The sequence below is a fragment of the Streptomyces sp. NPDC005898 genome, assembly GCF_040629635.1.
Classification (GTDB): Bacteria; Actinomycetota; Actinomycetes; order Streptomycetales; family Streptomycetaceae; genus Streptomyces.
In genome coordinates this window covers 95,168-119,422 of record NZ_JBEXWC010000024.1, presented here as the reverse complement: position 1 = coordinate 119,422, position 24,255 = coordinate 95,168, and the positions used below count along the sequence as shown (strand labels likewise).

15 protein-coding genes, 1 tRNA gene and 1 riboswitch are annotated in these 24,255 nt (G+C 73.8%); of the genes, 8 read left to right on the top strand and 8 right to left on the bottom strand.

What is annotated here, in order from left to right; translation table 11 throughout:
* Window positions 1-566 precede the first annotated feature (566 nt).
* Entirely contained in the window at window positions 567-1,115 is a 549-nt protein-coding gene (locus ABZ385_RS26970) for a MarR family transcriptional regulator (RefSeq protein WP_358589841.1), read from the bottom strand.
* Window positions 1,116-1,237: 122 nt separating this feature from the next.
* Here ABZ385_RS26970 and ABZ385_RS26965 point away from each other — a divergent pair, with 122 nt between their 5' ends.
* A complete protein-coding gene (locus ABZ385_RS26965) occupies window positions 1,238-2,524 on the top strand; it encodes an MFS transporter (RefSeq protein WP_358589839.1) in 1,287 nt (428 codons plus the stop codon).
* 24 nt (window positions 2,525-2,548) lie between these two features.
* Here the strand turns inward: ABZ385_RS26965 and ABZ385_RS26960 are convergent, their stop codons facing one another.
* Both ABZ385_RS26960 and ABZ385_RS26955 read right to left on the bottom strand, forming a co-directional pair.
* Window positions 2,549-4,219: a SpoIIE family protein phosphatase gene (locus ABZ385_RS26960; protein WP_358589837.1), complete on the bottom strand. Its 1,671-nt coding sequence runs from the start codon at window positions 4,217-4,219 to the stop codon at window positions 2,549-2,551.
* A gap of 186 nt (window positions 4,220-4,405) precedes the next feature.
* Complete coding sequence (locus tag ABZ385_RS26955; RefSeq protein ID WP_358589834.1) at window positions 4,406-5,764, bottom strand: NAD(P)/FAD-dependent oxidoreductase; 1,359 nt, start codon at window positions 5,762-5,764, stop codon at window positions 4,406-4,408.
* 372 nt (window positions 5,765-6,136) lie between these two features.
* Here ABZ385_RS26955 and ABZ385_RS26950 point away from each other — a divergent pair, with 372 nt between their 5' ends.
* On the top strand, window positions 6,137-6,910 hold the full coding sequence (locus tag ABZ385_RS26950; RefSeq protein ID WP_358589832.1) for a helix-turn-helix domain-containing protein: 774 nt from the start codon (window positions 6,137-6,139) through the stop codon (window positions 6,908-6,910).
* Between the two features lie 193 nt (window positions 6,911-7,103).
* Complete coding sequence (locus ABZ385_RS26945) at window positions 7,104-9,047, top strand: sigma-70 family RNA polymerase sigma factor (RefSeq protein ID WP_358913584.1); 1,944 nt, start codon at window positions 7,104-7,106, stop codon at window positions 9,045-9,047.
* On the opposite strand, the gene ABZ385_RS26940 is transcribed toward ABZ385_RS26945, so the two are convergent.
* A complete protein-coding gene (locus ABZ385_RS26940; RefSeq protein WP_358913583.1) occupies window positions 9,027-12,407 on the bottom strand; it encodes a BTAD domain-containing putative transcriptional regulator in 3,381 nt (1,126 codons plus the stop codon). The two genes, ABZ385_RS26945 and ABZ385_RS26940, sit on opposite strands and share 21 nt — an antisense overlap.
* A gap of 66 nt (window positions 12,408-12,473) precedes the next feature.
* A complete protein-coding gene (locus ABZ385_RS26935; protein WP_358913582.1) occupies window positions 12,474-14,558 on the bottom strand; it encodes an asparagine synthase-related protein in 2,085 nt (694 codons plus the stop codon).
* 854 nt (window positions 14,559-15,412) lie between these two features.
* Between ABZ385_RS26935 and ABZ385_RS26930 the strand changes: the two genes are divergently transcribed.
* The 4 genes from ABZ385_RS26930 to ABZ385_RS26915 all read left to right on the top strand — a co-directional run bounded on the left by ABZ385_RS26930 (window position 15,413) and on the right by ABZ385_RS26915 (window position 20,577).
* A complete protein-coding gene (locus ABZ385_RS26930) occupies window positions 15,413-16,858 on the top strand; it encodes an MFS transporter (protein WP_358913581.1) in 1,446 nt (481 codons plus the stop codon).
* An 80-nt stretch (window positions 16,859-16,938) separates the two neighbouring features.
* The gene (lhgO, locus tag ABZ385_RS26925; RefSeq protein ID WP_358913580.1) at window positions 16,939-18,183 is read left to right on the top strand and encodes an L-2-hydroxyglutarate oxidase; all 1,245 of its coding nucleotides are present in this window, start codon (window positions 16,939-16,941) and stop codon (window positions 18,181-18,183) included.
* 128 nt (window positions 18,184-18,311) lie between these two features.
* Window positions 18,312-19,124 (top strand): tRNA (guanosine(46)-N7)-methyltransferase TrmB, encoded by an 813-nt coding sequence (gene trmB, locus ABZ385_RS26920; protein WP_358913587.1) that lies wholly within the window; start codon window positions 18,312-18,314, stop codon window positions 19,122-19,124.
* Between the two features lie 43 nt (window positions 19,125-19,167).
* On the top strand, window positions 19,168-20,577 hold the full coding sequence (locus ABZ385_RS26915; RefSeq protein WP_358913579.1) for a PrsW family intramembrane metalloprotease: 1,410 nt from the start codon (window positions 19,168-19,170) through the stop codon (window positions 20,575-20,577).
* A gap of 30 nt (window positions 20,578-20,607) precedes the next feature.
* Here ABZ385_RS26915 and ABZ385_RS26910 read toward each other — a convergent pair whose 3' ends face one another.
* From ABZ385_RS26910 to ABZ385_RS26900, 3 genes are all read right to left on the bottom strand, one after another.
* Complete coding sequence (locus ABZ385_RS26910; RefSeq protein WP_358589066.1) at window positions 20,608-21,684, bottom strand: M23 family metallopeptidase; 1,077 nt, start codon at window positions 21,682-21,684, stop codon at window positions 20,608-20,610.
* Between the two features lie 11 nt (window positions 21,685-21,695).
* A riboswitch (cyclic di-AMP (ydaO/yuaA leader) is annotated at window positions 21,696-21,842 on the bottom strand.
* Window positions 21,843-22,044: 202 nt separating this feature from the next.
* Entirely contained in the window at window positions 22,045-23,205 is a 1,161-nt protein-coding gene (locus ABZ385_RS26905) for a PP2C family protein-serine/threonine phosphatase (RefSeq protein ID WP_358589067.1), read from the bottom strand.
* Window positions 23,206-23,361: 156 nt separating this feature from the next.
* A tRNA-Met gene (locus tag ABZ385_RS26900) sits at window positions 23,362-23,435 on the bottom strand.
* A 409-nt stretch (window positions 23,436-23,844) separates the two neighbouring features.
* Between ABZ385_RS26900 and ABZ385_RS26895 the strand changes: the two genes are divergently transcribed.
* Window positions 23,845-24,147, top strand: a complete 303-nt coding sequence (locus ABZ385_RS26895) for a chaplin (RefSeq protein WP_358699358.1) — start codon at window positions 23,845-23,847, stop codon at window positions 24,145-24,147.
* Window positions 24,148-24,255 lie beyond the last annotated feature (108 nt).

Genomic DNA, 24,255 nt, shown 5'->3' with positions numbered 1-24,255 from the left:
CTCACCGAAGTGAGCCGGGGTATCAACATATCTGGCGTTGACTTTTGGCACGCTGTTGAGTTCTCAAGGAACGGACGCTTCCTTTGTACTCACCCGCAGAACATTTTCTGGGGCTTTCCTCCGGGCGCTTCCCTTCGGTATTTCTTTTGTTCTTGCGTTTCCGACTCTATCAGACTCTTTCGTGTCCGATTTCCTCGGTGCCTTTCCGGTTCCCGCTCCGGCCTTTCGGCTTTCGCGTTTCCCTTTCCGGCGGTTCCGACTCTATCAGATCCTTTCGGGCCTGATTCCCGGTCAGAGCGGGTCGTCTTCGCGGCTGTTGGGCCGTTCCGACGTCTCAAACTCTAGCGGGTTTTCCCGGCGACTCATAATCGGGTCCCGGATTGAATTCGGGCATGCCGAATGCGTTCCGTTGGGAGGTCGTGCTGAGTTTGTTTTGCCGCTTACCAGCGGCGGAAGGTGCTACCGCAGAACCGTTACGGCCCCGTGGCAACCCGAAGAACCATACGGGTCCTGCGGATGACTGTCAACCCCCCACTGTGCCCGCAGGTCAGCGCGCCAAACGGGGGTCAGTCCAGGTCGTTGAGGCGGCCGCCGGCGTCCGGCTGGGCGTGCTCCACCCGGCGCAGGAGGCGGGTCAGCAGCTCGTCCAGGACTCCGCGCTCGTCGGCGGAGAGATCCTGGAGGAGGTCCTCCTCGAAGACGGTGGCCAGGCGCATCGCCTCCAGCCACTTCTCGCGGCCCTCCGCCGTCAGCTCCACGATGACGCGGACGCGGTTCGTCTCGTCGCGGTCGCGGGTGACCAGGCCCTCCCCCACCATGCGGTCGATGCGGTGGGTCATGGCGGCGGGCGTGAGGCCCAGGCGCTTGGCCAGGTCGCCGGGGCCCATCTGGTACGGGGCGCCGGACAGGACGAGGGCCTTCAGGACCTCCCACTCGGCGTTGCTGATGTCGAGGGTCGCGGTCTGCCGGCCGTAGGCGACGTTCATACGGCGGTTCAGACGGCCGAGGGCCGAGACGATCTTCTCGACCTGGGGGTCGAGGTCCTGGAACTCCCGCTGGTACGCGGCGATCTGTTCTTCAAGTGTCGGCTCGCTCGGGCCGGGGGTGTCACCCATGGCCGCAGTATGGCACGCCCCCAGTTGTCATTGAAGTCCTTCGGTGTGTACTGTTTAGACCCTAACTTTAGCTTCGAAGTCTTCACTTCTAACTCCTAAGGCAGGTGAAAGTGACCAGGGCGATGGGCGCAGCGATGCGTCGTATCCAGGCAGGCAGCGCGCTGAGCGCGTTCGGCATCGGTTTCACGGTCCCGTTCCTCTACGTCTACGTGGCGCAGGTGCGAGATCTCGGGGCCAGTACGGCGGGCATCGTGCTCGCCGCCTTCGCCATGGCCGCGCTGGTCGTCCTGCCCATCACCGGTCGCGCCATCGACCGGCGCGGTCCGCTCCCCGTACTCGTGGGCGCGGCGGGCGTCGCCTCCGTGGGCGCGCTCGCGCTCGGTGTCGCCGGGAGCGAGACGACCGCGATCCTCTCCGCGGCCCTGCTCGGCGCGGGCACCGCGGTCATGCAGCCGGCGCTGGCGACGATGATCGTCTGGTCCTCCACGCCCAGCACCCGCACGCGCTCCTTCGCGATGCAGTTCTTCCTGCAGAACCTGGGCCTCGGCATCGGTGGCCTCCTCGGCGGCCAGATCGTCGACGAGGACCGGGCGAGCAGCTTCACGCTGCTGTTCTCCATCGAGTCCGTGATGTTCCTGGTGCTCGCGGCGATCGCGCTGACCGTGCGGCTGCCGCACGCGCCGGCCATCCAGGACGCGATGCCCAAGGACGCCTCGGCGCCGCGCGGCGGGATGCGGGCGCTCCTTGAGCACAAGGCCATGGTGCAGCTGTGCGTGCTCGGCTTCGTGATCTTCTTCGCCTGCTACGGGCAGTTCGAGTCGGGTCTCTCCGCGTACGGCGTGGAGGCCGCGGGGATCACGCCCTCCACGCTCGGCATCGCGCTCGCCGCCAACACGGCGGTGATCGTCCTCGCCCAGTTCGCCGTCCTGAAGTTCGTGGAGCGCCGCAAGCGGTCCCGTGTCATCGCGGCCGTGGGTCTGATCTGGGCCTTCGCGTGGGTCCTCGCGGGGTACGCGGGGCTCGGGCACGGCAGCCAGGAGATGGCCACCGCCGCGTTCGTCTCGACGTACGCCCTGTTCGGGCTCGGTGAGGCGATGCTGTCGCCGACCGTCGCGCCGCTGGTCGCGGATCTGGCGCCGGGCGGCATGGTCGGGCAGTACAACTCGGCCTTCGCCCTGGTGAAGCAGCTCGCCCTCGCGGTCGGTCCGGCCGTCGGCGGGCCGATGGGCGCCGCGCTGCACCTCCCGTACATCGTGACGTTCGTGCTCTTCTCGCTGGGCATCACGGTGCTCGCGGTGCGGATGGGGCGTGGGCTCACCCCCGTGCAGAACCAGCCCTCGCTGGCCAAGAGCCCGGTGGTGGCGCAGGGCGGCCCTACCGCGGCCGCGCCCGCCACGGCGGACGCGTAACCGTCCGCCACCGCGTGGCCCGCGCTACTGGGGGAGCGCGAACTCGCACCAGACGGCCTTGCCTCCTCCCGGTGTGCGACGCGAGCCCCAGTTCGACGCGATCGTGGCGACGATGGCGATGCCGCGTCCCGCCTCGTCGGCCGGCTCGGCGCGGCGGCGGCGCGGCAGGTGGTCGTCGCCGTCGGTGACCTCGATGATCAGGCGACGGTCGGTGCGGCGCAGACGCAGCCGCATCGGCGGGGTGCCGTGCTGGAGGGAGTTGGCGACCAGTTCGCTGGCGGCCAGGACGCCGAGGTCGTGCAGTTCCGGGGAGAAGCGCCAGCTGGCGAGGACGCCGGTGGCGAAGGCACGCGCGCGTGGGGCGGCCTCCACGCCGCCGAGCAGCTCCAGGGCGGCGTTGCGGAACAGCTCCGCGTCCGGGCCGGTGCGGGCCGGGTGCTGGAGGACCAGGACGGCCACGTCGTCGTCGTGGTCGGCGGTCACCCCGAGGGCGCGGATCAGGCGGTCGCACACCACCTGCGGGGTGCCGGTGGCGCCGGCCAGGGCGCGCTCCAGGGAGGCGACGCCTTCGTCGATGTCCTCGCTGCGCCGCTCGACGAGACCGTCCGTATAGAGGACGGCGGTCGAGCCGGGGCCGAGCGGCAGGGAGCCGGAGGTGTGCAGCCAGCCTCCCGTGCCGAGCGGGGGGCCGGTGGGTTCCTCGGCGCGGTGGATGATGCCGTTCTCGTCGCGTACGAGGATGGGCAGGTGCCCCGCGGAGGCGTAGAGGAGGCTGCCCTCGTTCGGGTCGTGGATGGCGTAGACGCAGGTGGCGATCTGGCTGGCGTCGATCTCGGCGGCGAGGCCGTCCAGGAGCTGGAGGACCTCGTGCGGCGGCAGGTCCAGGCGGGCGTAGGCGCGCACGGCGGTGCGGAGCTGGCCCATGACGGCCGCCGCGCGCACGCCCCTGCCCATCACGTCGCCGATGACGAGGGCGGTGCGGCCGCCGCCGAGGGTGATCACGTCGTACCAGTCGCCGCCGACCGCGGCCTCGGTGCCGCCGGGCTGGTAGGTGGCGGCGATGCGCAGGTCGTCGGGCTGTTCGAGTTCCTGGGGCAGGAGTGACTTCTGGAGGGTGACGGCCGTCTCGCGCTGGGCGCGCTCGCTGGCGCGCAGGCGCTCGGCGGCCTCGGCGTGGTCGGTGACGTCGGCGGCGAAGACCAGGACGCCGCCGCTCTGCCCGGCGCCGGCCGCGCCGGTGGTCACCGGGAGGTTCACGGGGGTGCAGGTGAAGGTGTACGAGCGGCCGCCGGACGTTCGGCGGGACTTGACGGTGCGCGGCTTCGCGCTGCGCAGGACCTGGTCCAGGAGGGGCAGCAGGCCGAGCTCGGCCAGTTCGGGCAGTGCCACGCGCGCGGGTTCGCCGAGGGGGCGGGGGCCGAAGGCGGCGGCGTAGGCATCGTTGACGTAGGCGATGCGGTGGTCGGCGCCGTGCACGAGGGCGACGAGGGCGGGGACGCGGTCGAGCACCTCGCGGACCGGCAGTTCGTCGATGCCGTCGGCGGGCGTGGGCCGTGCTCCGGCGGAGAGCCGCTCGGCGCGGGCGGCGGGGACGGAGCCGTCGCCGCGCGGGGACGGGGAGATCGTCTGGTCGGTCCGCGCCGCCGCGCGGCGCTGCGTTCCGGGGAGCCGGGCGCTCCAGCGCGTGAAGTTCACTGCGGTAGGCCTCGTGGTGTCGCTTCTGGATCGGGAACACAGCTTGTCGAGGGCGGACGGTCCCGTGGGGCGGCCTTGCGGCCGGACCATGGTCACACGGACAGTCTTGCCGACCGGACTGACATCCGTGGGTGCGGACGGACATCCATCAGACGTGGGGCCCGCGCGGGGAGTTCCTGCCTCCGGTCAGGAGGACTCCTTCGGGCGCCCTCCACCGGCCGCCAGTTCGAACTCCGCACGGGGGTGCTCCAGCGAGCCCAGGGAGACGATCTCGCGTTTGAACAGGCCGGCGAGGGTCCATTCGGCGAGCACCCGGGACTTGCGGTTGACGGTCGGCACTCTGCTCAAGTGGTAGACGCGGTGCATGAACCAGGCGGGGTAGCCCTTCAACTTGCGTCCGTATACGTGGGCGACGCCTTTGTGCAGGCCCAGGGAGGCGACGGAGCCCACGTACTTGTGCCGGTACTCCTGGAGCGGCCGCTCGCGCAGGGTCGCCACGATGTTGTCGCCCAGCACCTTGGCCTGGCGCACGGCGTGCTGGGCGTTGGGCGCGCACTCCTTGCCGGGTTCGTCGGCGCTCACGTCGGGGACGGCGGCGGCGTCTCCGGCGGCCCACGCGTGCGTGGCGCCCTCCACGGACAGCTGTGCGGTGCACTTGAGGCGGCCGCGTTCGTTCAGCGGGAGGTCGCAGGCGGCGAGCAGGGGGTGCGGTTTGACGCCCGCCGTCCACACGACGGTGCGGGTGGGGAAGCGGGCGCCGTCGCTCAGGACGGCCACGCGGTCCTCGCAGGAGTCAAGGCGGGTCTCCATGCGTACGTCGATATTGCGCCGTCGCAGCTCGCGCACCGTGTACCGGCCCATCTCCTCGCCGACCTCGGGCAGGATCCGCCCGGAGGCCTCGACGAGGATCCACTTCATGTCCTCGGCCTTGATGTTGTGGTAGTAGCGGGCGGCGTAACGCGCCATGTCCTCCAGTTCGCCGAGCGCCTCCACGCCCGCGTAGCCGCCGCCCACGAAGACGAAGGTCAGAGCCGCGTCGCGGATCGCGGGGTCCCGGGTGGAGGAGGCGATGTCCATCTGTTCGATGACGTGGTTGCGCAGCCCGATGGCCTCTTCGACGGTCTTGAAGCCGATGGCGTACTCGGCGAGGCCCGGGATGGGCAGGGTGCGCGAGATGGAGCCGGGGGCGAGGACCAGTTCGTCGTACGTGAGGTCGACGGCGCCGGTGCCCTCCTCCTCGGTGGCGAGCGTGGTGAACGTCGCGGTGCGCTTGGCGTGGTCGACCGACTCGACCTCGCCGATGATGACCCGGCACTGGTCGAGGACGCGGCGCAGCGGCACCACGACATGGCGCGGCGAGATGTTGCCGGCCGCCGCTTCGGGCAGGAACGGCTGATACGTCATGTACGGCTCGGGCGTGATGACCACGATCTCGGCCTCACCCCGCTTGAGCTCCGGCTTCAGCTTCCGCTGGAGTCGCAGTGCGGTGTACATGCCGACGTAGCCACCGCCGACGACGAGAATGCGCACAGGTTCCGTCACCATCCCATGACGCACCCGGCTCCGGAGTTTGTCCACAGGCCCGGCAATTTGTGTGACCGGGAAGGGTGCGGCGGGCGCGCTCGGCGGCTCGCGGCGGCGTAGGAAAGGTGCGCAGGTCAGCGGGTGTCAGGGGGGTATGCGCGGGGGGTGCAATAAGGCCTGAAACGGTGCGTACTCCGATCGGGGGGCGCTCCGTGCGGAACCCACCCCTTCTGAATTGACTCAGGCTCAACTATGTTCGTGGGACGTCGGGGTGTCGGGGGACGCGCTCGTCGAGCCGGGATTTCCGGGCTCGCGGAAGCGCTCGCTCCGCACACGCCGGTTGCCAATGGCGGGGAGTGTCTCCGGGGGGAGACGTCATTACCGGGGGAACGCATGCACATTCAGGAGACTCACTGGACTTCCGCGTCCGTGTCGGCGTCAGCCGTCGGCACCAGCGGGAACGGACGTGACATGGGGGAAGGAGCGCGTACGACGCCACTGCGGGTCGACGCACAGCGCAATCTGGAGCATGTACTTCGCGCGGCCCGCGAGGTCTTCGGCGAGCTGGGGTACGGCGCGCCCATGGAGGACGTCGCGCGGCGCGCCCGGGTCGGCGTGGGCACCGTCTACCGCCGCTTCCCGAGCAAGGACGTGCTGGTCCGGCGGATAGCCGAGGAGGAGACGTCCCGGCTGACCGACCAGGCGCGTACCGCGCTCGGGCAGGAGGACGAGCCGTGGTCGGCGCTCTCGCGCTTCCTGCGGACGTCCGTGGCGTCGGGCGCGGGGCGGCTGCTGCCGCCGCAGGTGCTGCGGGTGGGCGTCGAGGACGGTGTCCAGGAGGACGGGGCGCGGGTGCCGCAGCAGCGGCAGTCGGTCTCCGGGGCCCCCGAGCTGCGTCTGGTCGAGCAGCGTCAGGCGCCCGCCGAGGAGTCCGCTTCCGCCGCGGTGAGCGACGACGCGGGGGCGGCGACGCTCCTCGATGTCGTCGGGCGCCTCGTGGAGCGGGCCCGCGCGGCGGGCGAGCTGCGGCCGGACGTGACCGTCTCCGACGTCCTGCTGGTGATAGCGACGGCGGCGCCGTCGCTGCCGGACGCGGCGCAGCAGGCCGCGGCGTCGTCGCGGCTGCTCGACATCCTGCTCGAGGGACTGCGGTCGCGTCCGTCCTAGGGCCCACGGCGGAAGGCTCAACTCCGGTACGTGCAGGGCGTTGAGCCTTCCCCGAATGGGTGAACAATAGTGCTCCATTCCGGGGAATCACCCCGGACGAGTGGTTGCCCGTCATCACCCACGGCCTGAGCACGGCTGTGTGTCACTCTGTGCCGGTGTTCTGGTCCGAGTGTGCAACCGGGGGCGTTCCGCGATGAGTGGTGACGGTCGGGACGAGCCGTCCACAGGCTTCGGCGAGGAGGCGTCCGCGGCGGGCGGCACGGAGACCGAGGGGCCGCCCACCCGCCAGGTGCCGCCCCAGGGCGGACCGGGGCCCAGCGTGCCGCCGCAGCGCGAAGGCGGCACGGGCACCGCGGCCGCCGACGGGGCAGGGGCGCACTCCGACGCCGATCTGATCACCCGGATGCGGGCGGGCGACGACTTCGCGTACGAGGAGCTGTACCGCAGGCACGCCGAGGCGGTCCGCCGCTATGCCCGCACCTGCTGCCGTGACGCCCACACCGCCGACGACCTCACCGCCGAGGTCTTCGCCCGCATGCTCCAGGCCGTGCGCGGCGGCAGCGGGCCCGAGCACGCGGTGCGCGCCTATCTGCTGACCACGGTCAGGCGCGTCGCCGCGGGTTGGACGAAGTCGGCGAAGCGGGAGCAGCTGGTCGAGGACTTCGCGGTGTTCGCCGCGCAGGCCGCGCGCGGCACCGACGCCTCGGACGAGACCGTGTCCATGGCGTCCATGGCGTCCTTCGGAGCGGGCCTGGAGCTGGGCGCGGACGTCCGCGCGATGCACGAGGCCGAGCAGTCGATGGCCATGCAGGCCTTCAGGAGCCTGCCCGAGCGCTGGCAGGCCGTGCTCTGGCACACGGAGATCGAGGAGGAGTCCCCGAGCGAGGTCGCCACCCTCTTCGGCCTGGATGCGAACGGCACGCGCGTGCTCGCCAGCCGCGCCCGCGAGGGCCTCAAGCAGGCCTACCTCCAGGCGCACGTCAGCGCCACGCTCACCGAGAGCGAGGAGTGCGCGCGCTACGCCGACCGCCTCGGCGCCTACGCCCGCGGCGGCCTGCGCTCCCGCGCCGAGCGAGGCCTGCGCAAGCACCTGGCGGAGTGCGCCAAGTGCCGCCTGGCGGCCGGGCAGATCGAGGAGGTCGCCAGCGGCATCCCCGCGGTCGTGCCGATCGCCGTCATCGGCTGGTTCGGGGCCGCCGGGTACGCGAAGGTGGCCGCGCTCGTCGGGGGCGGCACGGCCGGCGCGGGCGCCGCGGGAGCCGCGGGCGCGGCCGCCGTGAGCGGGTCCTCCGGAGGGTCCGCGGCGGGCGGTGCCGCCGCCGAGGGGCTCGGCGCGCCCGCCAAGGCGGGGATCGCGGCGGGTGTCGTCGTGGCCGCCGGGGTCGCCGCCGCGCTCGCCCTCACCGGCGGCGACGCCAAGCCCGAGGCCGACGCGCCGCCGAAGGCCGAGGCACCCGCGGTGTCCGAGTCGGCCGCGCCGCACGAGCCGACGCCCCCCGCATCCGGGCCGACACCGCCGGCGCCCGCGCCGAAGCCCACCCCCGAGCCGCCGTCGCCGCCCCCGCCCGCTCCGAAGCCCCCCGCCAAGGACAGACCCGAGCCCCGGCCGAAGCCGCCACCGCCGCCCCCGGAACCAGCACCCGCCCCGCCCGGGCCCAGACCCAGACCGACGCCGAAACCACCGCCGCCACCGCCGCCCGCCCCGGCGGTCTACCAGTGGAGCGAGCTGCGCTACGGCCTGGTCGGTGACGGCACCAAGCCCGAGATGCGGCTGGCCGAGAGCAGCTGGGTATGGCAGCGCAAGGGCCTGAGGATCGCCGGCAGGCAGTACTCCCACGGCGTGACCGTGCACGGCGAGTCCTCCGTGACGATCGACCTGAACCGCCGCTGCTCGACGTACGACGCCCTCGTCGGCATCGACGACATGACGATGGGGCTCGGCAAGGTGCGCTTCTCCGTGTACGCGGACGGGGCGCGGCTGTGGCGCTCGCCGCTGGTCGAGGGCGGTGACCCGGCGGTGCCGGTCAGCGTGAGCCTCGCCGGCCGCAAGACCGTCCGGCTGGTCGTCGAACCTCACTCGCCCTTCCACGCGGTGACCCTCGCCGACTGGGCGCAGTCACGGATGCGCTGCGCCTGACCCGGTCCGGGGCCCGCCGCACGGCACCGCCCCGGACAGTTCCGTGAGCGCCTCCTCGGTCGTCAGGGTGCTGCCCGCTGCGCGCGCCGCCTCGTGGCGCCGGGCGCCGAGCGCGGCCGTCGCGGCGGCTGCGACGCGCTCGGCGGCGGTCGACTCGGGGCGCGGCCGCGGGCTGCCGCCCCGCAGGCGGGTGCCGACCGCGAGCAGCCGGGCCGCCCGCGCGTGGTCGCCCAGTTCGCTCACGAGCGCGGCGCCGTGATCCACGAGCGAGGCGACGACGACCTCGGAGCACCGGGCGGCCAACGCCTCCCGCAGCGCCTCGGCCAGTTCGGGCACCCCCGCCTCCGGGCCGGACTCGGCGGCGATGACGCGGGCCTCCACGCTCCGCAGGGCCACGGTGAACTGCGGCGGCGGTGTCCCGTACACCGTCTCGTCGCGGGCGGCCGCGCACAGCTCGCGGGCCGTGGCCGGCTCGCCGTCGTCAAGGGCCATCAGGGCGCGCAGCAGCCGTACGTACGCGCGTGAGTCGGTCACGCCGTGCCGGTCCGCCTCGTCGCTCGCCTCGTCGAGGGCCTTCACCGCGGTGGCCCGGTCGCCCTCCCGGTAGGAGATCTCGGCGAGCCTGGCCATCAGGAACGGCGTCTCCGCGTACGCGCCCACTTCGTAGGCGAGGCGGAGCGCTTCCTCGTAGGCGGCGCGGGCCTCGTCGTGGCGGCTGCGGGCCATCGCGGCCTCGCCCGAGGCGCTGTGCACCTGGGCGCTCATCCACCGGTCGCCCACCCGTCCGCTGAGCGTGCGCAGTTCGGCGAGGTCCTCGTCGACGCCCGAGAGGTTGCCGTTGGTGTCGATGGCCATGTGGGCGCGGAACATCAGGATGACGCACAGCTCCCACTCCCCGCCGTGGCGGCGGCAGTTGTCGACCGTGGCGTCCAGGGCGGGGCGGGCGTCCTCCATCGTGCCGCCGGTGAAGAAGATGGTGAACGGCCAGATCAGGCCCGGGAACTTGGCGGACTGCGGGACGGGCCGGGCGAAGACGGCGCGGACCCGCTCGACGTACTCGCCCCTGGTCCAGCCCTCCTGGTCCGCCGGCGCGTCCGCGGGGCGGGACTCCGTCAGCAGGAAGAGGTGCAGCAGCCGCAGCTTCATCCACGGCCAGTAGAGCGGGTCGTCCGCGTCGGGCAGGGCCGGGATGCCGTCGGGCGAGGCGGGGCCCGGGGCCAGCTCCAGGATGCGGCCCATCCAGTCGCATCCCTCGCGCCGGAAGTTGCGCAGCCACCAGAACCAGCCGGTGTCGACGGCCAGCGCGATCGCCGTCCGCGTGTCGCGGGTCTCGATGGCGTGCTGGAGGGCCGCGCGGATGTTGTCCAGCTCCGTCTCCAGGCGGCCGAACCACGGCAGTTGTTCCGAGCTGCGCAGCAAAGGCTCGGCCCGCTCGACCATCGCGCGGAAGTACGCGCTGTGGCGCCGGGCGGCGGCCGCGAGCAGTTCCGGGGTCTCGGCGGCGCGCTCGGCGGCGTACTCGTGGATGGTCTCCAGGAGGCGGTAGCGCATGCCCGCGTCCTCGGGGCCGGTGTACGGGACCGCCACGATCAGGGACTTGTCGACCAGGGCGCCGATCAGCTCCGTGGCGGGCCCGGTGCAGATCGCCTCGGCGGCGGGCAGGTCCCAGCTGCCGGCGAAGACGGAGACCTCGCGCAGCACGGTCCGCTCGGCCTCACCGAGCAGGTCCCAGGACCAGTCGACGACGGCGCGCAGCGTCTGCTGGCGGGGCAGGACCGTGCGGCTGCCGCTGGTCAGCAGGCGGAAGCGGTCGTCGAGGCGGTCGGCGATCTGGCGGGGGGTGAGCAGCCGGAGGCGGGCCGCGGCCAGTTCGATCGCGAGCGGCAGGCCGTCCAGGCGGCGGCAGATCTCGGCGACGGCCCCGGCGTCCTCGTCCGGGGCGAAGCCGGGCCGCACCGCCGTGGCCCGCTCGGCGAACAGGCGGTGCGCCGGGTCGGGCGGGAGGGGCTCCACGGGGCGCACCGACTCGCCCGGCACGCCCAGGGGTTCGCGGCTGGTGGCGAGGATGGTGAGGTCGGGGCAGTGGGTGAGGAGCGTCTCGGCCAGCCCGGCGGCCGCGTCGATCACATGTTCGCAGTTGTCAAGGATCAGGAGCAGGCCGCGCGGGGCGCAGTACTCGACGAGCAGCGTGACCGGATCGTCCTGCGGGGCGGTCAGCTCGCTGGTCATCAGCACGGTCTCGCGCAGCCCGAGCGCGCTGACGACGGCGCCCGGCACCGCCTCGGGGTGGTCGAGCGGGGCCAGCTCGGCCAGCCATGCCTGCGGATGCCCGGCGGCGGCTTCCTCGGCGAGGCGGGTCTTTCCGGAGCCGCCCGGTCCGGTGAGGGTGACGAGGCGGGCCCTGCGCAGATCCGAACGGATGGCGGTGAGTTCGGGTTCCCGCCCGACGAATGACGTCAGACGGTTGCGGATGTTCCCCTTCCGCTCGGGCCGCTCATGCCGCTCGGGCCACTCATGCCGCTCGGGCCGGTGCGGCTGCCCGGGATGCTCGGGCCGGTGCGGCTGCCCGGGATGCTCGGGCCGTTCCGCCCGCTCGGACCGCTCGACCTCCGGTAGGGCGGCGGCGGGCGCCGAGGTCGGGCCGGCCGGACCGAGCAGTTCCGCGTGCAGTGCTCGCAGCTCCGGCCCGGGATCGGTGCCGAGCCCGTCGGCGAGGGCGCGGCGCGCGTCCTCGTAGGCGTCGAGCGCGTCGGCGCCGCGTCCGGCAGCGCGCAGGGCGCGGATCAGGAGCGCGCGCAGCTGCTCGTCGTAGGGCCGCGCGGCGGTCAGTTCCCGCAGCTCGGGTACGACGTCGCCGGCGCGGCCCAGCAGCAGGTCCGCCGCTATGCGCGCGCGGAGCGCCTCGGCGCGCCGGGCCTCGGGGCGCGCCGCCGCGGTGCGGTCGGGCAGGTCGGCGAGGGCGGGGCCGCGCCACAGGGCGAGCGCGTCCCGCAGGATGCGGGCGGCCGGCGCCGGGTCGTCGCGGTCCAGGGCCGCCCGGCCCTCGCGTACGAGGCGCTCGAAGCGGTGCAGGTCGACGTCCTCGGGGGCGGCGGCGAGGCGGTAGCCGCCGGGGACGGAGGCGACGGCGTCCTTGCCGAGCACGCGGCGCAGCCGGCCGACCAGGGCCTGGAGGGCGGCGGGGGCGTCGGCAGGCGGGGTGTCGGCCCAGATCTCGTCGATGAGGGCGCCGACGGTGACCGTACGGCCCGCGTGGAGCGCCAGCGCGGCGAGCAGGGCACGCAGCCGCCGCCCTCCCACGGGCAGGAGGGCGCCTTGGTCGTCGTACGCCTCGGTGGCGCCCAGGATTCCGTACCGCACCGGGTCATTCTCCCTGTCGGGGCGAGGTAAGGCGCGGGGTTTAGCAGGCGGCGGGTTTCGCGGGGGTCAGCGGCCCGCTCCCAGGGCGCCCCGCTGGGGGACCACGCTCCCGGTGGGGACGGCGCGTTGGCGCGCCGGGGTGCCCGTCCAGCACGTTCCCCTGCGGGCCAGGAGCCGGCGCAGCCACAGTTCCGTGGCGACCAGCTCGGCCAGGCCGTCCAGCGGGAGGGGCGCTCCCTCGGCGGCCTCGCGCAGCGCCTTGCGGACGACGCGGGCCTCCACCAGGCCCGCCTGGGCGAGGAGCGGGGTGTCGAAGAGGGCGATCAGACGGTCGGCCGCAACCCGCAGGCCGGTACGGGCCGCCGCCGTGCTGGAGGCGGGCGACGGGGTGCCCCAGCCGGCCGGCAGATCGGTGACCCCGGCGCCCTCCAGGACCGTGCGCAGGATCGCGGCCCGCGCCCCCGGCCGCACGCGCAGGGCCTCGGGGAGCGCCCGGCACGCGCGTACGACCTGGTTGTCCAGGAAGGGCGCGTGCAGCCGCTGGAAGCGGACCTCGGCGGCCTGTTCGAGGATGCGCAGGTCGGCGGCGTGCCGGGCGAGGGCCGCCCGCGCGCGGAAGTCCCCCGGGCGCTGGCCGGGGCCGCCGGGCCGCATCGTCGTGTCGTTCAGGCGAACCGATACTTCGGCCAGGGCCTCCCCCGTCAGCCAGCGGGCGGCGGGTCCCGGTCTCGCCCACGTGAGACCGGCGAGCGAGGCCCCCACGGCCCCCTCCGGTTCGTCGAAGCGGCGCCGCAGCAGCCGGTCGGCGAGCGAGGCGACGCCCGCGCGGTGGGGTGTGCGGGCCAGCTTGCGCGCCGCGCCGTACACGCGCGCGGGGACCAGCACCGACCCGTCGGCCTTCGCCAGCGCGGCCACCGGCCGCACCAGGTGCCGCCGCCTGCGGTCCATCAGGAGGTCGGCGAGGCGGGCGGGATGGGCGTCCAGGACCTGCCGCGCGCCATGGCCCGTGAAGTGGTCCGCGCTGCCCGAGGAGAGCCGCGCGCGGTGGCGCTGGGCCATCACCAGGGTGCTGCTCGGCTCGTCCGTCAGGGGGCCGTCCAGGTCGGCGTAGGGCAGGGTGTCCTCGCCCGCGGCGACGACCACGTGGTGCAGGCGCGGGTTGGCGGCGATGGCGCCGGCCCGCTCCAGCTCCGCCTCCCTGCCGTCGACGGCGAGGTCGTTGAAGGTGACGGCCAGGAGCCGCTCCCCGGCGCCCGTGCCGTGCCCGAGGACCGTGCCGGGCATGCCGGGCAGACCGGCCGCCAGGAGGGCGAGGGTCGCCGAGGCGGGTCCTCCGGAGAGGTCCGCTCCGATGCCGGGCACCGGCATGCCGCGCGCCGCCCGCCGCTCGGCGGGCCCCATGCCGGGCACCGGGCCGGGGTCGACCCCCGCGCCGGGGACGTGGCGCGGGGCGGTCAGGCGGGTGCGTACCGCCTCGACGAGGGCGTCCCGGACGCCGTCGACCGCGCTGGCGGCGTCCGCGGCGGGCGCCGCGACGGCCAGCGACGCCACCGGCTCGTACCCGGCGACCTCCCGTGCGCCCGCGCGCAGGATCAGCGCGTGCCCCGGCGGTACGCGCCGCACGCCCTGGTAGGGCGTCGAGTCGTGCAGCGCCTCGGGGACGTCGGGGGCGGCGAGCAGCGCCGCGAGGTGGCCGATGTCCAGGTGGGCCTCGACGAGGTCGGCCAGGGGCAGTGCGGCGGTGGCGTAGGCCGTGCCGCCCGCCCACGGGGTGTGGAAGACGGGCCGCGCGCCCGCGAGGTCCCCGGCCACCATGACGCGGCGGCCGACCTGGACGACCGCCGTGTAGCTGCCGGACCAGGCGGTGAGGTGGCGCAGGGCGCCGCCGCGGGCGGCGAAGAGGCCCACCCGCAGCTGCTCTTCGGAGGCGCCGCAGGTGCCGAGCACCGCGATGCGGGTCTGTTCGTCGACCTTCACCACGCGCACCTCGTCGGCGCGCCAGTCACCGACCGCCCAGAGCGGATCCGGGTCGCCCCACAGGAGTTGGGAGCCCACGGGGTGCACCGACTCGCCGTCGTCGCCGGTGGCCCCGGCGGAGCCGGCCGCCGAGGGCCTCGCGGCGGTACTGCTCCACCCCACCAACCACCGCATCGCTGCCTCCACAGGCTGTGGACGGGCCGTCGGCGGGGCGCCGAGAGGCCCGGCCGACCAGTGCACCGAAGAACTGGGGTCCCATGCTGCCACGAAGGAGGCGCACGGGAGGGGCCGCGTGGCCGCTTGCGCGGCGGTGAATCCACCGCGTACAGGTGGTGCGACCACCGCGTACCGGTGGTGCGACCACCGTGGGCGAGCGGTCGGCCCGCTCGGGGTGGGCGTCGAATCCGCTTCGTGTGGGCGGTTGTTGGGCGGTTCTTGAAGAAGGTGTGAGGCCCCTCTACAGGGGCGTCGGGCCGCTCGCCCCGTTCTCTCCCGTGAGTGATTTTCGGCCAAATCGGCCTGGGATGAGCCCAGCACGGAACCGTTCGAGGACAACGCACAGCCCGGGAGGCGGTGTTCGCCTCCCGGACCGGTCCGCCGCCCGCGGGGATGGAGGCGACGGCATCCCCCAGCCCACTGACTCCAGCGCAGCGGGCCGACCCACGCGTCGTCCATGGAAGCGCTCCCGCCATGGCCGCAGAAGAGCGCACACCCGGGCGCACGGCCACACACCGGGAGCACGGCACACCCCCGCCGCACTTCCGTACGGACAACAATCTCGCCATACGGAACTACGCCCCTTAACGCTTGGGATGCGGCGAACTACCCTGTGTGTGCTGATGTTTTCGCGGAGGCATATACCTGGAGGATCGGCCAAACGCTCTTGCGGCCGCGAGTCCGGCCACCGTGTCCGGGGCCCACGCCACGGCACGGATGGGCGCGGGTACCCCTGCCCCCGGGGGAACGCAGCACGAATGCCGTGCGGTCCAGCCATCGCCCGGCAGCCGTCTGTGTCCGAGGGGTGGCGCATGTCCAGGGAGCAACGCGGGCCGAACGAGAAACTCGGCACCGTTCTCGCCCTCGCGGGAATCAGCAACGCGGGACTCGCCCGCCGGGTCAACGACCTCGGCGCACAGCGCGGGTTGACGCTTCGATACGACAAGACATCGGTGGCCCGGTGGGTGTCCAAGGGCATGGTGCCCCAGGGCGCCGCGCCCCACCTGATCGCGGCGGCCATCGGCCAGAAGCTCGGCCGCCCGGTGCCGCTGCACGAGATCGGCCTCGCGGACGCCGACCCGGCGCCCGAGGTGGGCCTCGCCTTCCCCCGTGACGTGGGGGCCGCCGTGAAGTCGGCCACCGAGCTGTACCGCCTCGACCTGGCGGGCCGGCGCGCGGGCGGCGGGATCTGGCAGTCCCTCGCCGGCTCCTTCGCGGTGAGCGCCTACGCCACGCCCGCCTCGCGCTGGCTGATAACCCCGGCCGACAGCTCCGTGGCGCGTGACGCCTCCCACGACGTGCCGCGCGACGTGGCGCAGGCCGACGACGGCGGCGCGCCCATGAAGGTCGGCTACAGCGACGTGCTGAAGCTGCGCGAGGCCGCGGAGGACGCCCGGCGCTGGGACTCCAAGTACGGGGGCGGCGACTGGCGCTCCTCGATGGTCCCCGAGTGCCTGCGCGTCGAGGCGGCGCCGCTGCTGCTCGGCTCCTACTCCGACGAGGTCGGACGGGCCCTCTTCGGAGCCTCCGCCGAGCTGACGCGCCTGGCCGGGTGGATGGCCTTCGACACCGGCCAGCAGGAAGCCGCCCAGCGCTACTACATCCAGGCGCTGCGCCTGGCCCGCGCCGCCGCCGACGTGCCCTTGGGGGGGTACGTCCTCGCCTCCATGTCCCTCCAGGCCACCTACCGCGGCTTCGGCGACGAGGGCGTCGACCTCGCGCAGGCCGCCCTGGAGCGCAACCGCGGGCTCGCGACGGCCCGCACCATGAGCTTCTTCCGCCTCGTCGAGGCGCGGGCACACGCGCGTGCCCATGACGCGCAGGCCGCGGGGACGGCGCTGCGGGCCGCCGAGGGCTGGCTGGAGCGGGCCCGCGACGGCGACAACGACCCCACGTGGCTCGGCTTCTACGGCTACGACCGCTTCGCCGCGGACGCCGCCGAGTGCTACCGCGACCTGAAGGCGCCCCGGCAGGTCCGCCGCTTCACGGAGCAGGCCCTGTCGCGGCCCACGGAGGAGTTCGTGCGCTCGCACGGCCTGCGCCTGGTCGTCTCGGCGGTCGCCGAACTGGAGTCCGGCAACCTCGACGCGGCGTGCGAGCAGGGCACCCGGGCCCTGGAGGTCGCCGGGCGCATCTCCTCCGCGCGGACCACCGAATACGTGAAGGACCTCCTGCACCGACTGGAGCCGTACGGGGACGAGCCCCGGGTGGTGGAGCTGCGGGAACGCGCGCGGCCGCTGCTGATGGCTCCCGCGTAGCGCTCAATCACACACCCACCCCGAGTTTGAAGGCGTTGTCAGTGGCGCAGGGCAGTATCTGTGGTGGGAGGTGAGGCGCGGTGAAGAAGGTCGCGTACGACGGCGGCGGTCCGTACGACTGCGATGTCCTGGTGATCGGCGGCGGCATCGTCGGTCTCGCGACGGTGTACGCCCTCACCCGCACCGCCCCCGGCACCCGCGTCACCGTGCTGGAGAAGGAGCCCGGCCCCGCCCGGCACCAGACGGGCCGCAACAGCGGCGTGATCCACAGCGGGATCTACTACCGCCCGGGCTCGCTGAAGGCCAGATACGCGGTCGGCGGCGCCGCCGAAATGATCAAGTTCTGCGCGGAGTACGGCCTTCCGCACGAGGTCACCGGCAAGCTGATCGTCGCCACGGAGCGCGCGGAGCTGCCCCGGCTGCACGCCCTGGTCCAGCGCGGCAGGGAGAACGGCATTCCGGTGCGCGAGCTGGGCCCCGCCCAGATCACCGCGTACGAACCGGAGGTCCGCGGGCTCGCCGCCATCCACGTCGGGACGACCGGCATCTGCGACTACGGCGCGGTGGCCCGGCACCTGGCGGCCGCCTCGGGCGCCGAGATCCGCTACGGCGCGGGCGGCCACGTCCTGCGGGTGGACCGCCGGCCCGAGCGCGGCGTCGCCGTCCGCACCGCCGACGGCGCCATCGTGCGCGGCCGGGTCCTGGTGAACTGCGCCGGACTGCACTGCGACGCGATCGCGCGGCTCACCGGGGACGACCCGGGCATGCGGATCGTGCCGTTCCGCGGGGAGTACTTCGAGCTGGCACGGCCCGAGCTGGTCCGCGGCCTCGTCTATCCCGTGCCCGACCCCGCCTTCCCCTTCCTCGGCGTCCACCTCACCCGCGGCATCGACGGCGGCGTCCACGTCGGGCCGAACGCGGTCCCGGCCCTCGCCCGCGAGGGGTACGACTGGTCGGTGGTCCGCCCCCGCGAGCTGGCCGGCACGCTGGGGTGGCCGGGCTCCTGGCACATAGCCCGGCGCCACTGGCGCTACGGGGCGGGCGAGCTGCGCCGCTCGGCCTCCAAGTCGGCGTTCACCGACGCCGTGCGCAGGTTGCTGCCCGCGGTCGGGCCGGACGACCTGGTCCCCGCGCCGGCGGGGGTCCGGGCGCAGGCCGTGCTGCGGGACGGCACGCTGGTCGACGACTTCCTCATACGGGAGGGGGCGCGGACCGTCCATGTGCTGAATGCGCCCTCGCCCGCGGCGACCGCCTCGCTGCCGATCGGCCGGGAGGTCGCGCGGCGGGCGCTGGCCTCTCTGGGGGGCGTGGCGGGGCGCCCTTAGCGGGGAAGGGCGTCGGTCGCCGTACGGGGGAAGCCCGGGCAACCCGTAAAATCGGGCGCACTGTGTCTGAGTCTCCCCGTATCCCCGAAGTCCCCGAAGTCCCCGACGGCCCCGAAGCTCCCGAGGGGGTGTCGTCGACCGCGGAGGGGCGGGGCGGGCGGCGCGCGCCGGCCGCTCCCCGGTTTCCCGGGGGGCCCTCGCCCGATCCCGCCGGGTCGCACCACGAGCGGCGGATCCGCAGTTTCCAGCCGCGCCGCAGCCGGGTGACCACCAGCCAGGGCGACGCCCTGCGGCGGCTGTGGCCCACGTGGGGCCTGGACATCGACGGGCTGCGCACCCTGGACCTCGGCGAGCTGTTCGCGGACGACAAGGGGCCCCGCCCCGACCTCCCCGTCGTCCTGGAGATCGGCTTCGGCATGGGAGAGGCCACCGCGAAGATGGCCGCCGCCGACCCGGACACCGGCATCCTCGCCGTCGACGTCCACACCCCCGGCCAGGGCAATCTGCTCGGCCTCGCCGAACGGGCGGGACTGACGAACGTACGCGTGGCCAACGGCGACGCGATCATCCTGCTCCGCGAGATGCTCCCGCCCGAGTCCCTCGACGGCCTGCGCGTCTACTTCCCCGACCCCTGGCCCAAGGCCCGCCACCACAAGCGCCGCCTGATCCAGCCGGAGTTCCTGACGCTGGCCGCGCCCTCCCTCAAGCCCGGGGCGCTCCTGCACTGCGCGACGGACTGGGAGCCGTACGCCGAGCAGATGCTGGAGGTGCTCACCGCGCACCCCGACTTCGAGAACACGCGGCCGGAGGGCGGCTTCGCCCCGCGCCCGGAGTTCCGCCCCCTGACCCGCTTCGAGGGCCAGGGCCTGAACAAGGGACACGTCGTCCGCGACCTGCTGTTCCGCCGCACCGCGCGGCTCGGGACCGGCGCCGGTCGGTAAGGCCCCGTCGCGGCCACCCGTATCCCTCGTTAGGGTCAACGACGTGGCCACCACTTCTCCGTATCCGATACCCCCCGAGGTCCCCGCCCCGGGAGAGGTCCGCCGCGCCCACTGGTGGCAGCGGCGCGCGATACGGGCGGCCGGGCTCGTCACGCTGCTCGCCCTGTCGGGCCTGGTGATCCTCTCCCTGGTCAGGGAGCAGACCGGCACCGAGGGCTTCCTCGTCGGCCTCGGCCTCGCGACGGTGCCGGTGCCGCTGCTCGTCGCCGCGTTCCGCTGGCTGGACCGGGTGGCGCCGGGTCCCTGGCGCAATCTCCTGTTCGCCTTCGCGTGGGGGGCCTGCGCGGCCGCGCTCATCGCGATCGTCGCGAACAGTTTCGCGATCCGCTGGATAGCCACCGCCACCGCGGACCCGCACAGCGCCGACACCCTCGGCGCCACGGTCATCGCCCCGATCGTGGAGGAGTCGGCCAAGGCGGCCGCCGTCCTGCTCGTCTTCCTGTTCCGCAGACGCGACTTCACCGGCGTCGTCGACGGCGTGGTGATCGCCGGGGTGACCGCGACCGGCTTCGCGTTCACCGAGAACATCCTCTACCTGGGCAACGCCTTCGTCACCGATCAGCTCAGCCGCGACAGCGGCCTGGCCTCCGTGACCGCCGCGACGTTCTTCGTGCGCGTGGTGATGTCGCCGTTCGCGCACCCGCTCTTCACGGTCCTCACCGGCATCGGCTTCGGCCTCGCCGCGTTCTTCGCCGAGCGCCAGCACGTGCGCCGCGTGCTGCTCCCGCTCACCGGGCTGCTGCTCGCGATGGGCGTGCACGCGCTGTGGAACGGCTCCGCGGTCTTCGGGCAGTACGGCTTCTTCACCGTGTACGCGCTGTTCATGCTGCCCTCTTTCGGCCTGGTGACCTGGCTGGCCATCTGGACCCGGCAGCGCGAACTGCGCCTGATCCGCGCCGAGCTGCCCGCCTACGCGGCGGCGGGCTGGCTCACCCCGCCCGAGCCGTACGCGCTCGGCTCGATGCGCGCCCGCGCGCTGGCCCGCGACTACGCCGCGTACACCTGGGGGAAGGCGGCGGCCCGCACGGTCGCCGAGTACGAGACGTACGCGACGTCACTGGCGTTCCTGCGCCACCGGGGGCGCCGCGGCAGGGCCGGCGCCGACTTCGTCGTACGCGAGCGGGAGCTGCTCGAAGAGCTGTGGGAGCGCCGCGGGCCGGCCCGCCCCGCCCTGGCCTACGCGGCCCGCGCGACGGCGCCGGTCCTGTACCCCATGCCGATGCCCCTGGCCGTGGGGATGCCCTACGCCGGATACGGCCACCCGCCGCCCTACGGCGGTCCTGCCTACGGCCCCGCATACGGCGGCCCCGCGCCGGGCGGCCCCCCGTACGGCTACCCGGCGTACGGCTACCCGGCGTACGGCTGTCCGCCGCACAACCCCTACCGCTCCTAAGCCCGGACTCAGGGGTTGCTCAGGGCCTGCTCAGGGGTTGAGGCCCTTGCCCTGCAGCCAGGACAGCGGGTCGATGTTGGCCCCGCCGGCGGTGTGGACCTCCATGTGCAGGTGCGGCCCGGTGACGTTGCCGGTCGCGCCGACCCGCCCGATGACATCGCCGGTGGCGACCTTCTGGCCGACGCTGACGTTGAGCGAGGACTGGTGGCAGTACCAGACCTCGGTGCCGTCGGGCAGCTCCAGGACCGTGCGGTAGCCGTACGCACCCGCCCAGCCGGCCTCCTTGACGGTGCCGGTGTGCACGGCCTTGAGGGGGGTACCCGTCGGCGCGGCGAAGTCCAGACCGGTGTGGTGCCCGGAGGACCACATGGCGCCGGCGTCACCGAAGTGCGAGGTCAGGGTGTACGAGGAGGTGGGCAGCGCATAGCTTTTGGCGAGCTTGGCCCGGCGCTCGGCCAGGGCCTTGGCCTCCCGGGCCTCCCGCTCCTTCTTCTTCTGGGCGGCGGCCTTCGCGTCGGCCTCGCGCTCGGCCTCCCGCTGCTGGGCGGCGGCCTCGGCGGCGGCCTTCTCGGCGGCGCTCTCCTCGGCCGCCGTGCGCACGGCGTCGTCCGCCTGGGCCTGCTGGCTCTCCGCCTGCCGCATGATGCGGGCGCGCAACGCCTCGCCCGCGTCGGCGCCGCCCTGCCGGATGCCGGCGGTGCCGGCACCGGCGGTGGTGAGCGGCGTGGCGGCCGGGACGGCGTCGGAGCCCGCGGCGGCGGACGCGTCGTCGGCCAGCAGGGAGCCGATGCCGGGCAGCGACTCGGCCTTGGGCAGCGAGTCCGCGACGGTGCCCAGGTCGGGCATCGAGATGGTGACCGGCGGCTTGCCGTCCTGCGCGGTGGCGATGCCTCCCGCCCCGACGGCGGCGATGACGCCGACGCCCAGCACGGTGGAGCTGCGGGCGAGCCCGCCGCCGCCCTTCTTGTGCACACGGTGCCTGCCGCGGACGGGACGGACGGACTCCTCGGTGGGGTTCCATTCCTCCCAGGTCTCCTGGTCGTACCCACCGAAATCGTCGTCGTTCGGTATGTACACGGCTTGGGGGGCAGGCCGGTTGGACGCCACTGGGGCGCGCTCCTTTCCTTCCTTTCGCCTACCGGGTTAGCTGACGGGTTCGGAGCAGGAAGGTCTCCTACGAGCATCCGGCACGAGGGCGCGGCTGCCTGATTCACCCCAAGTTGGTGGTTCCCCGGCTCCCTTGCGGGATTAGGCGCGTGCGCACGGAGCCGTCTCTGGTGACGGCTGGGACGACCGCGCTGCGTTATCGAACGTTAATAGACAGGGGGCCCGTATTCCAAGCCGTTCCGATTGATCGTTAACGGCTTCGGCCCGTACTTGTCCGGACACGGACGCCCGGACCGGGGCGAGTTGACCCTCCGCCGCGTTGACAAGACGTCAGTTGGGCGGTGCGGCAGCGCGCTTCGGTCACCCCGGGTCACCGTCGCGCTCGCGCCGGCCGTGGGTCGCGTCCGCGGTGGCGGGGCGCCGCACGGCGAGCAGCGCCATGTCGTCCGTGGCCGCGCCCCCGGTGTGCCGCCGCACCTCCTGTGTGAGCGTGGCCAGCAGCGCGTGCGGGCCCTCGCGACCGGGGAAGATCCGCCCGCCGAGCCGGGCCGCCGGGTCGTAGAAGACGCCCGCGGCGTCGCGCGCCTCCGACAGGCCGTCCGTGTAGAAGAGCAGCATCGCGCCGGGCGGGAACCTCGACTCGTCCGCCCGGTCCGGCCAGCCGCCCAGTTCACCCATGCCGAGCGGCAGCGCGGGCTCGCTCGGGGAGAGCACGCACAGCCGCCCGTCGCCGCGCAACAGCAGCGGCTCGGGATGCCCCCGGTTGACCAGTCGTACGCAGCCGTCGCTGAGCCGGATCTCCGCGAGGACGGCGGTGGTGAACCCTTCGAAGGCGTCCAGCCCGTCGCGTCGGGTGCCCTCCCGGGCGAGCGCCCGCTCCAGGCGCTGGGCCACCGCCTCCAGGGTGGCCTCCTGCTCGGCGGCCTCCCGGAAGGCACCGATGACCACGGCGACGGCGGCCACCGCGCCCATGCCCTTGCCGCGCACGTCGCCGACGATGAGCCGCACGCCGTGCGGGGTGTCCTGTACGGCGTACAGATCGCCGCCGATGAAGGCGTCCGCCTGCGCGGCCTCGTACCGCGCCGCGATGTCGAGCCCGCCGATACGGGGGTCCGGCTGCGGCAGCACGGCGCGCTGGGTGGCCTCGGCGATGGAGCGGGCGGTGGCGAGCCGGTCGTTGCCGCGGCGCACGACGCGGTTGGTGACGACGGCGAGGGCGGCGACGGTCATCACGGTCAGCAGTTCGGTGACGGCCTCGACATGGCTGTTCGCCGCGTTGCCGTAGTGCAGCACGATGACGGAGAGGGAGGCCGCGGCGCCGGTCAGGGCGGTGTTCAGGAGCGAGTAGAAGGGGGCGGCGATCAGCGGGGCGGCCGTGAAGAGCGGGGCCGCGGTGAAGTCGGGCGGGGTCGAGGCGTCGTACAGGACCCCGACGACCAGGAGCAGGACCGGCAGGGCCCGCACGAAGGCCCGCTCGTGCGCGGTGGCTCCGCTGCCGCCGGTACCTCCACGCTGCCCCACCGCTTGTCTCCCGCCGAGTCCGCGCCCATCACCGCGCTGCACCCAGGTTTCCCGCAGCGGGGCGGGGGTGCGAGCTGGTGGGGGCCGAGCGGGTCACGGGGGCGGAAAACACCGAGGGCCGGAAGCATCGAAATGCTTCCGGCCCTCGGCCTTCAGTAGCGGGGACAGGATTTGAACCTGCGACCTCTGGGTTATGAGCCCAGCGAGCTACCGAGCTGCTCCACCCCGCGTCGGTAAACACAACAGTACGCCATCCGGACGGATGAAGCGAACCGCTTCTCCGGGGGCCGGTGGGGTGGTCGGGGGTGGCGGGGTCGGCGGGGCGGTCAGGGGTGGCGGGGCCGACGGGGCGGGGCGTCGGGGTCGGTGGTCGTCGGCTCGTTATCCGGGGTATCGCGCCGTGTCCCGGGTGCGCCTCGGGCGGGCGGCGCGCCCCGGGCGTACGACCTGCACGTCCTGCCACACCGCGCTCCCGGGCGCACGACCTGAGCGGCCTGCCACGCCGCGCTCCCGGGCGCACGCCCAGGCGTACGAATGGGCGATTCATTTCCCCCTGCCGGGTCACCGGCCGAGCCCCTTCGCGCTGCGCCCACGAGGCTCCCAGGTAAAGCAGCCCCGCACCTCCGGAAGGCGGCACGCATGTCCACTCCTCCCCCGAGCCCGAACCCGAGCCCGAGCCCCAGGCACCGGAGCAAGCGCGGAGCCCTCGCCGTGGCCATGGCGCTCACCGCGCTCACCCTCGCCCTCGGTACCGCCCCGGCCACCGCCGACGACCCCGGGCCCGAGCCCCAAGCCGACGGAAAGGTCACCAACTCCCCCGGCCTTGCCACCGGCAACCTGGTCCAGGCCCCCGTACACGCCACCGTGAACTTCTGCGGCAACACCATCTCGGTCGCCGGCGTCCTCAACCCCACCCCGAACAACGTCTGCGAACCGCAGTAACCCGAAGCGGGTCGCACCTCAGGCGTAGAAGGTGCGCGGCCTCGCTCCTCGGCTCCGGGATCTACGCCGCACGAGCGACGCGGGCGGCGGCCCGGACCACGGCGGAGG

What these genes read in the sequence shown, in the direction of transcription:
- ABZ385_RS26970 (WP_358589841.1), bottom strand. Translation starts at nt 1,115, where the DNA reads ATGGGTGACACCCCCGGCCCGAGCGAGCCGACACTTGAAGAACAGATC.
- ABZ385_RS26965 (WP_358589839.1), top strand. Translation starts at nt 1,238, where the DNA reads ATGGGCGCAGCGATGCGTCGTATCCAGGCAGGCAGCGCGCTGAGCGCG.
- ABZ385_RS26955 (WP_358589834.1), bottom strand. Translation starts at nt 5,764, where the DNA reads ATGGTGACGGAACCTGTGCGCATTCTCGTCGTCGGCGGTGGCTACGTC.
- ABZ385_RS26950 (WP_358589832.1), top strand. Translation starts at nt 6,137, where the DNA reads ATGCACATTCAGGAGACTCACTGGACTTCCGCGTCCGTGTCGGCGTCA.
- ABZ385_RS26945 (WP_358913584.1), top strand. Translation starts at nt 7,104, where the DNA reads ATGAGTGGTGACGGTCGGGACGAGCCGTCCACAGGCTTCGGCGAGGAG.
- ABZ385_RS26935 (WP_358913582.1), bottom strand. Translation starts at nt 14,558, where the DNA reads ATGCGGTGGTTGGTGGGGTGGAGCAGTACCGCCGCGAGGCCCTCGGCG.
- ABZ385_RS26930 (WP_358913581.1), top strand. Translation starts at nt 15,413, where the DNA reads ATGTCCAGGGAGCAACGCGGGCCGAACGAGAAACTCGGCACCGTTCTC.
- ABZ385_RS26895 (WP_358699358.1), top strand. Translation starts at nt 23,845, where the DNA reads ATGTCCACTCCTCCCCCGAGCCCGAACCCGAGCCCGAGCCCCAGGCAC.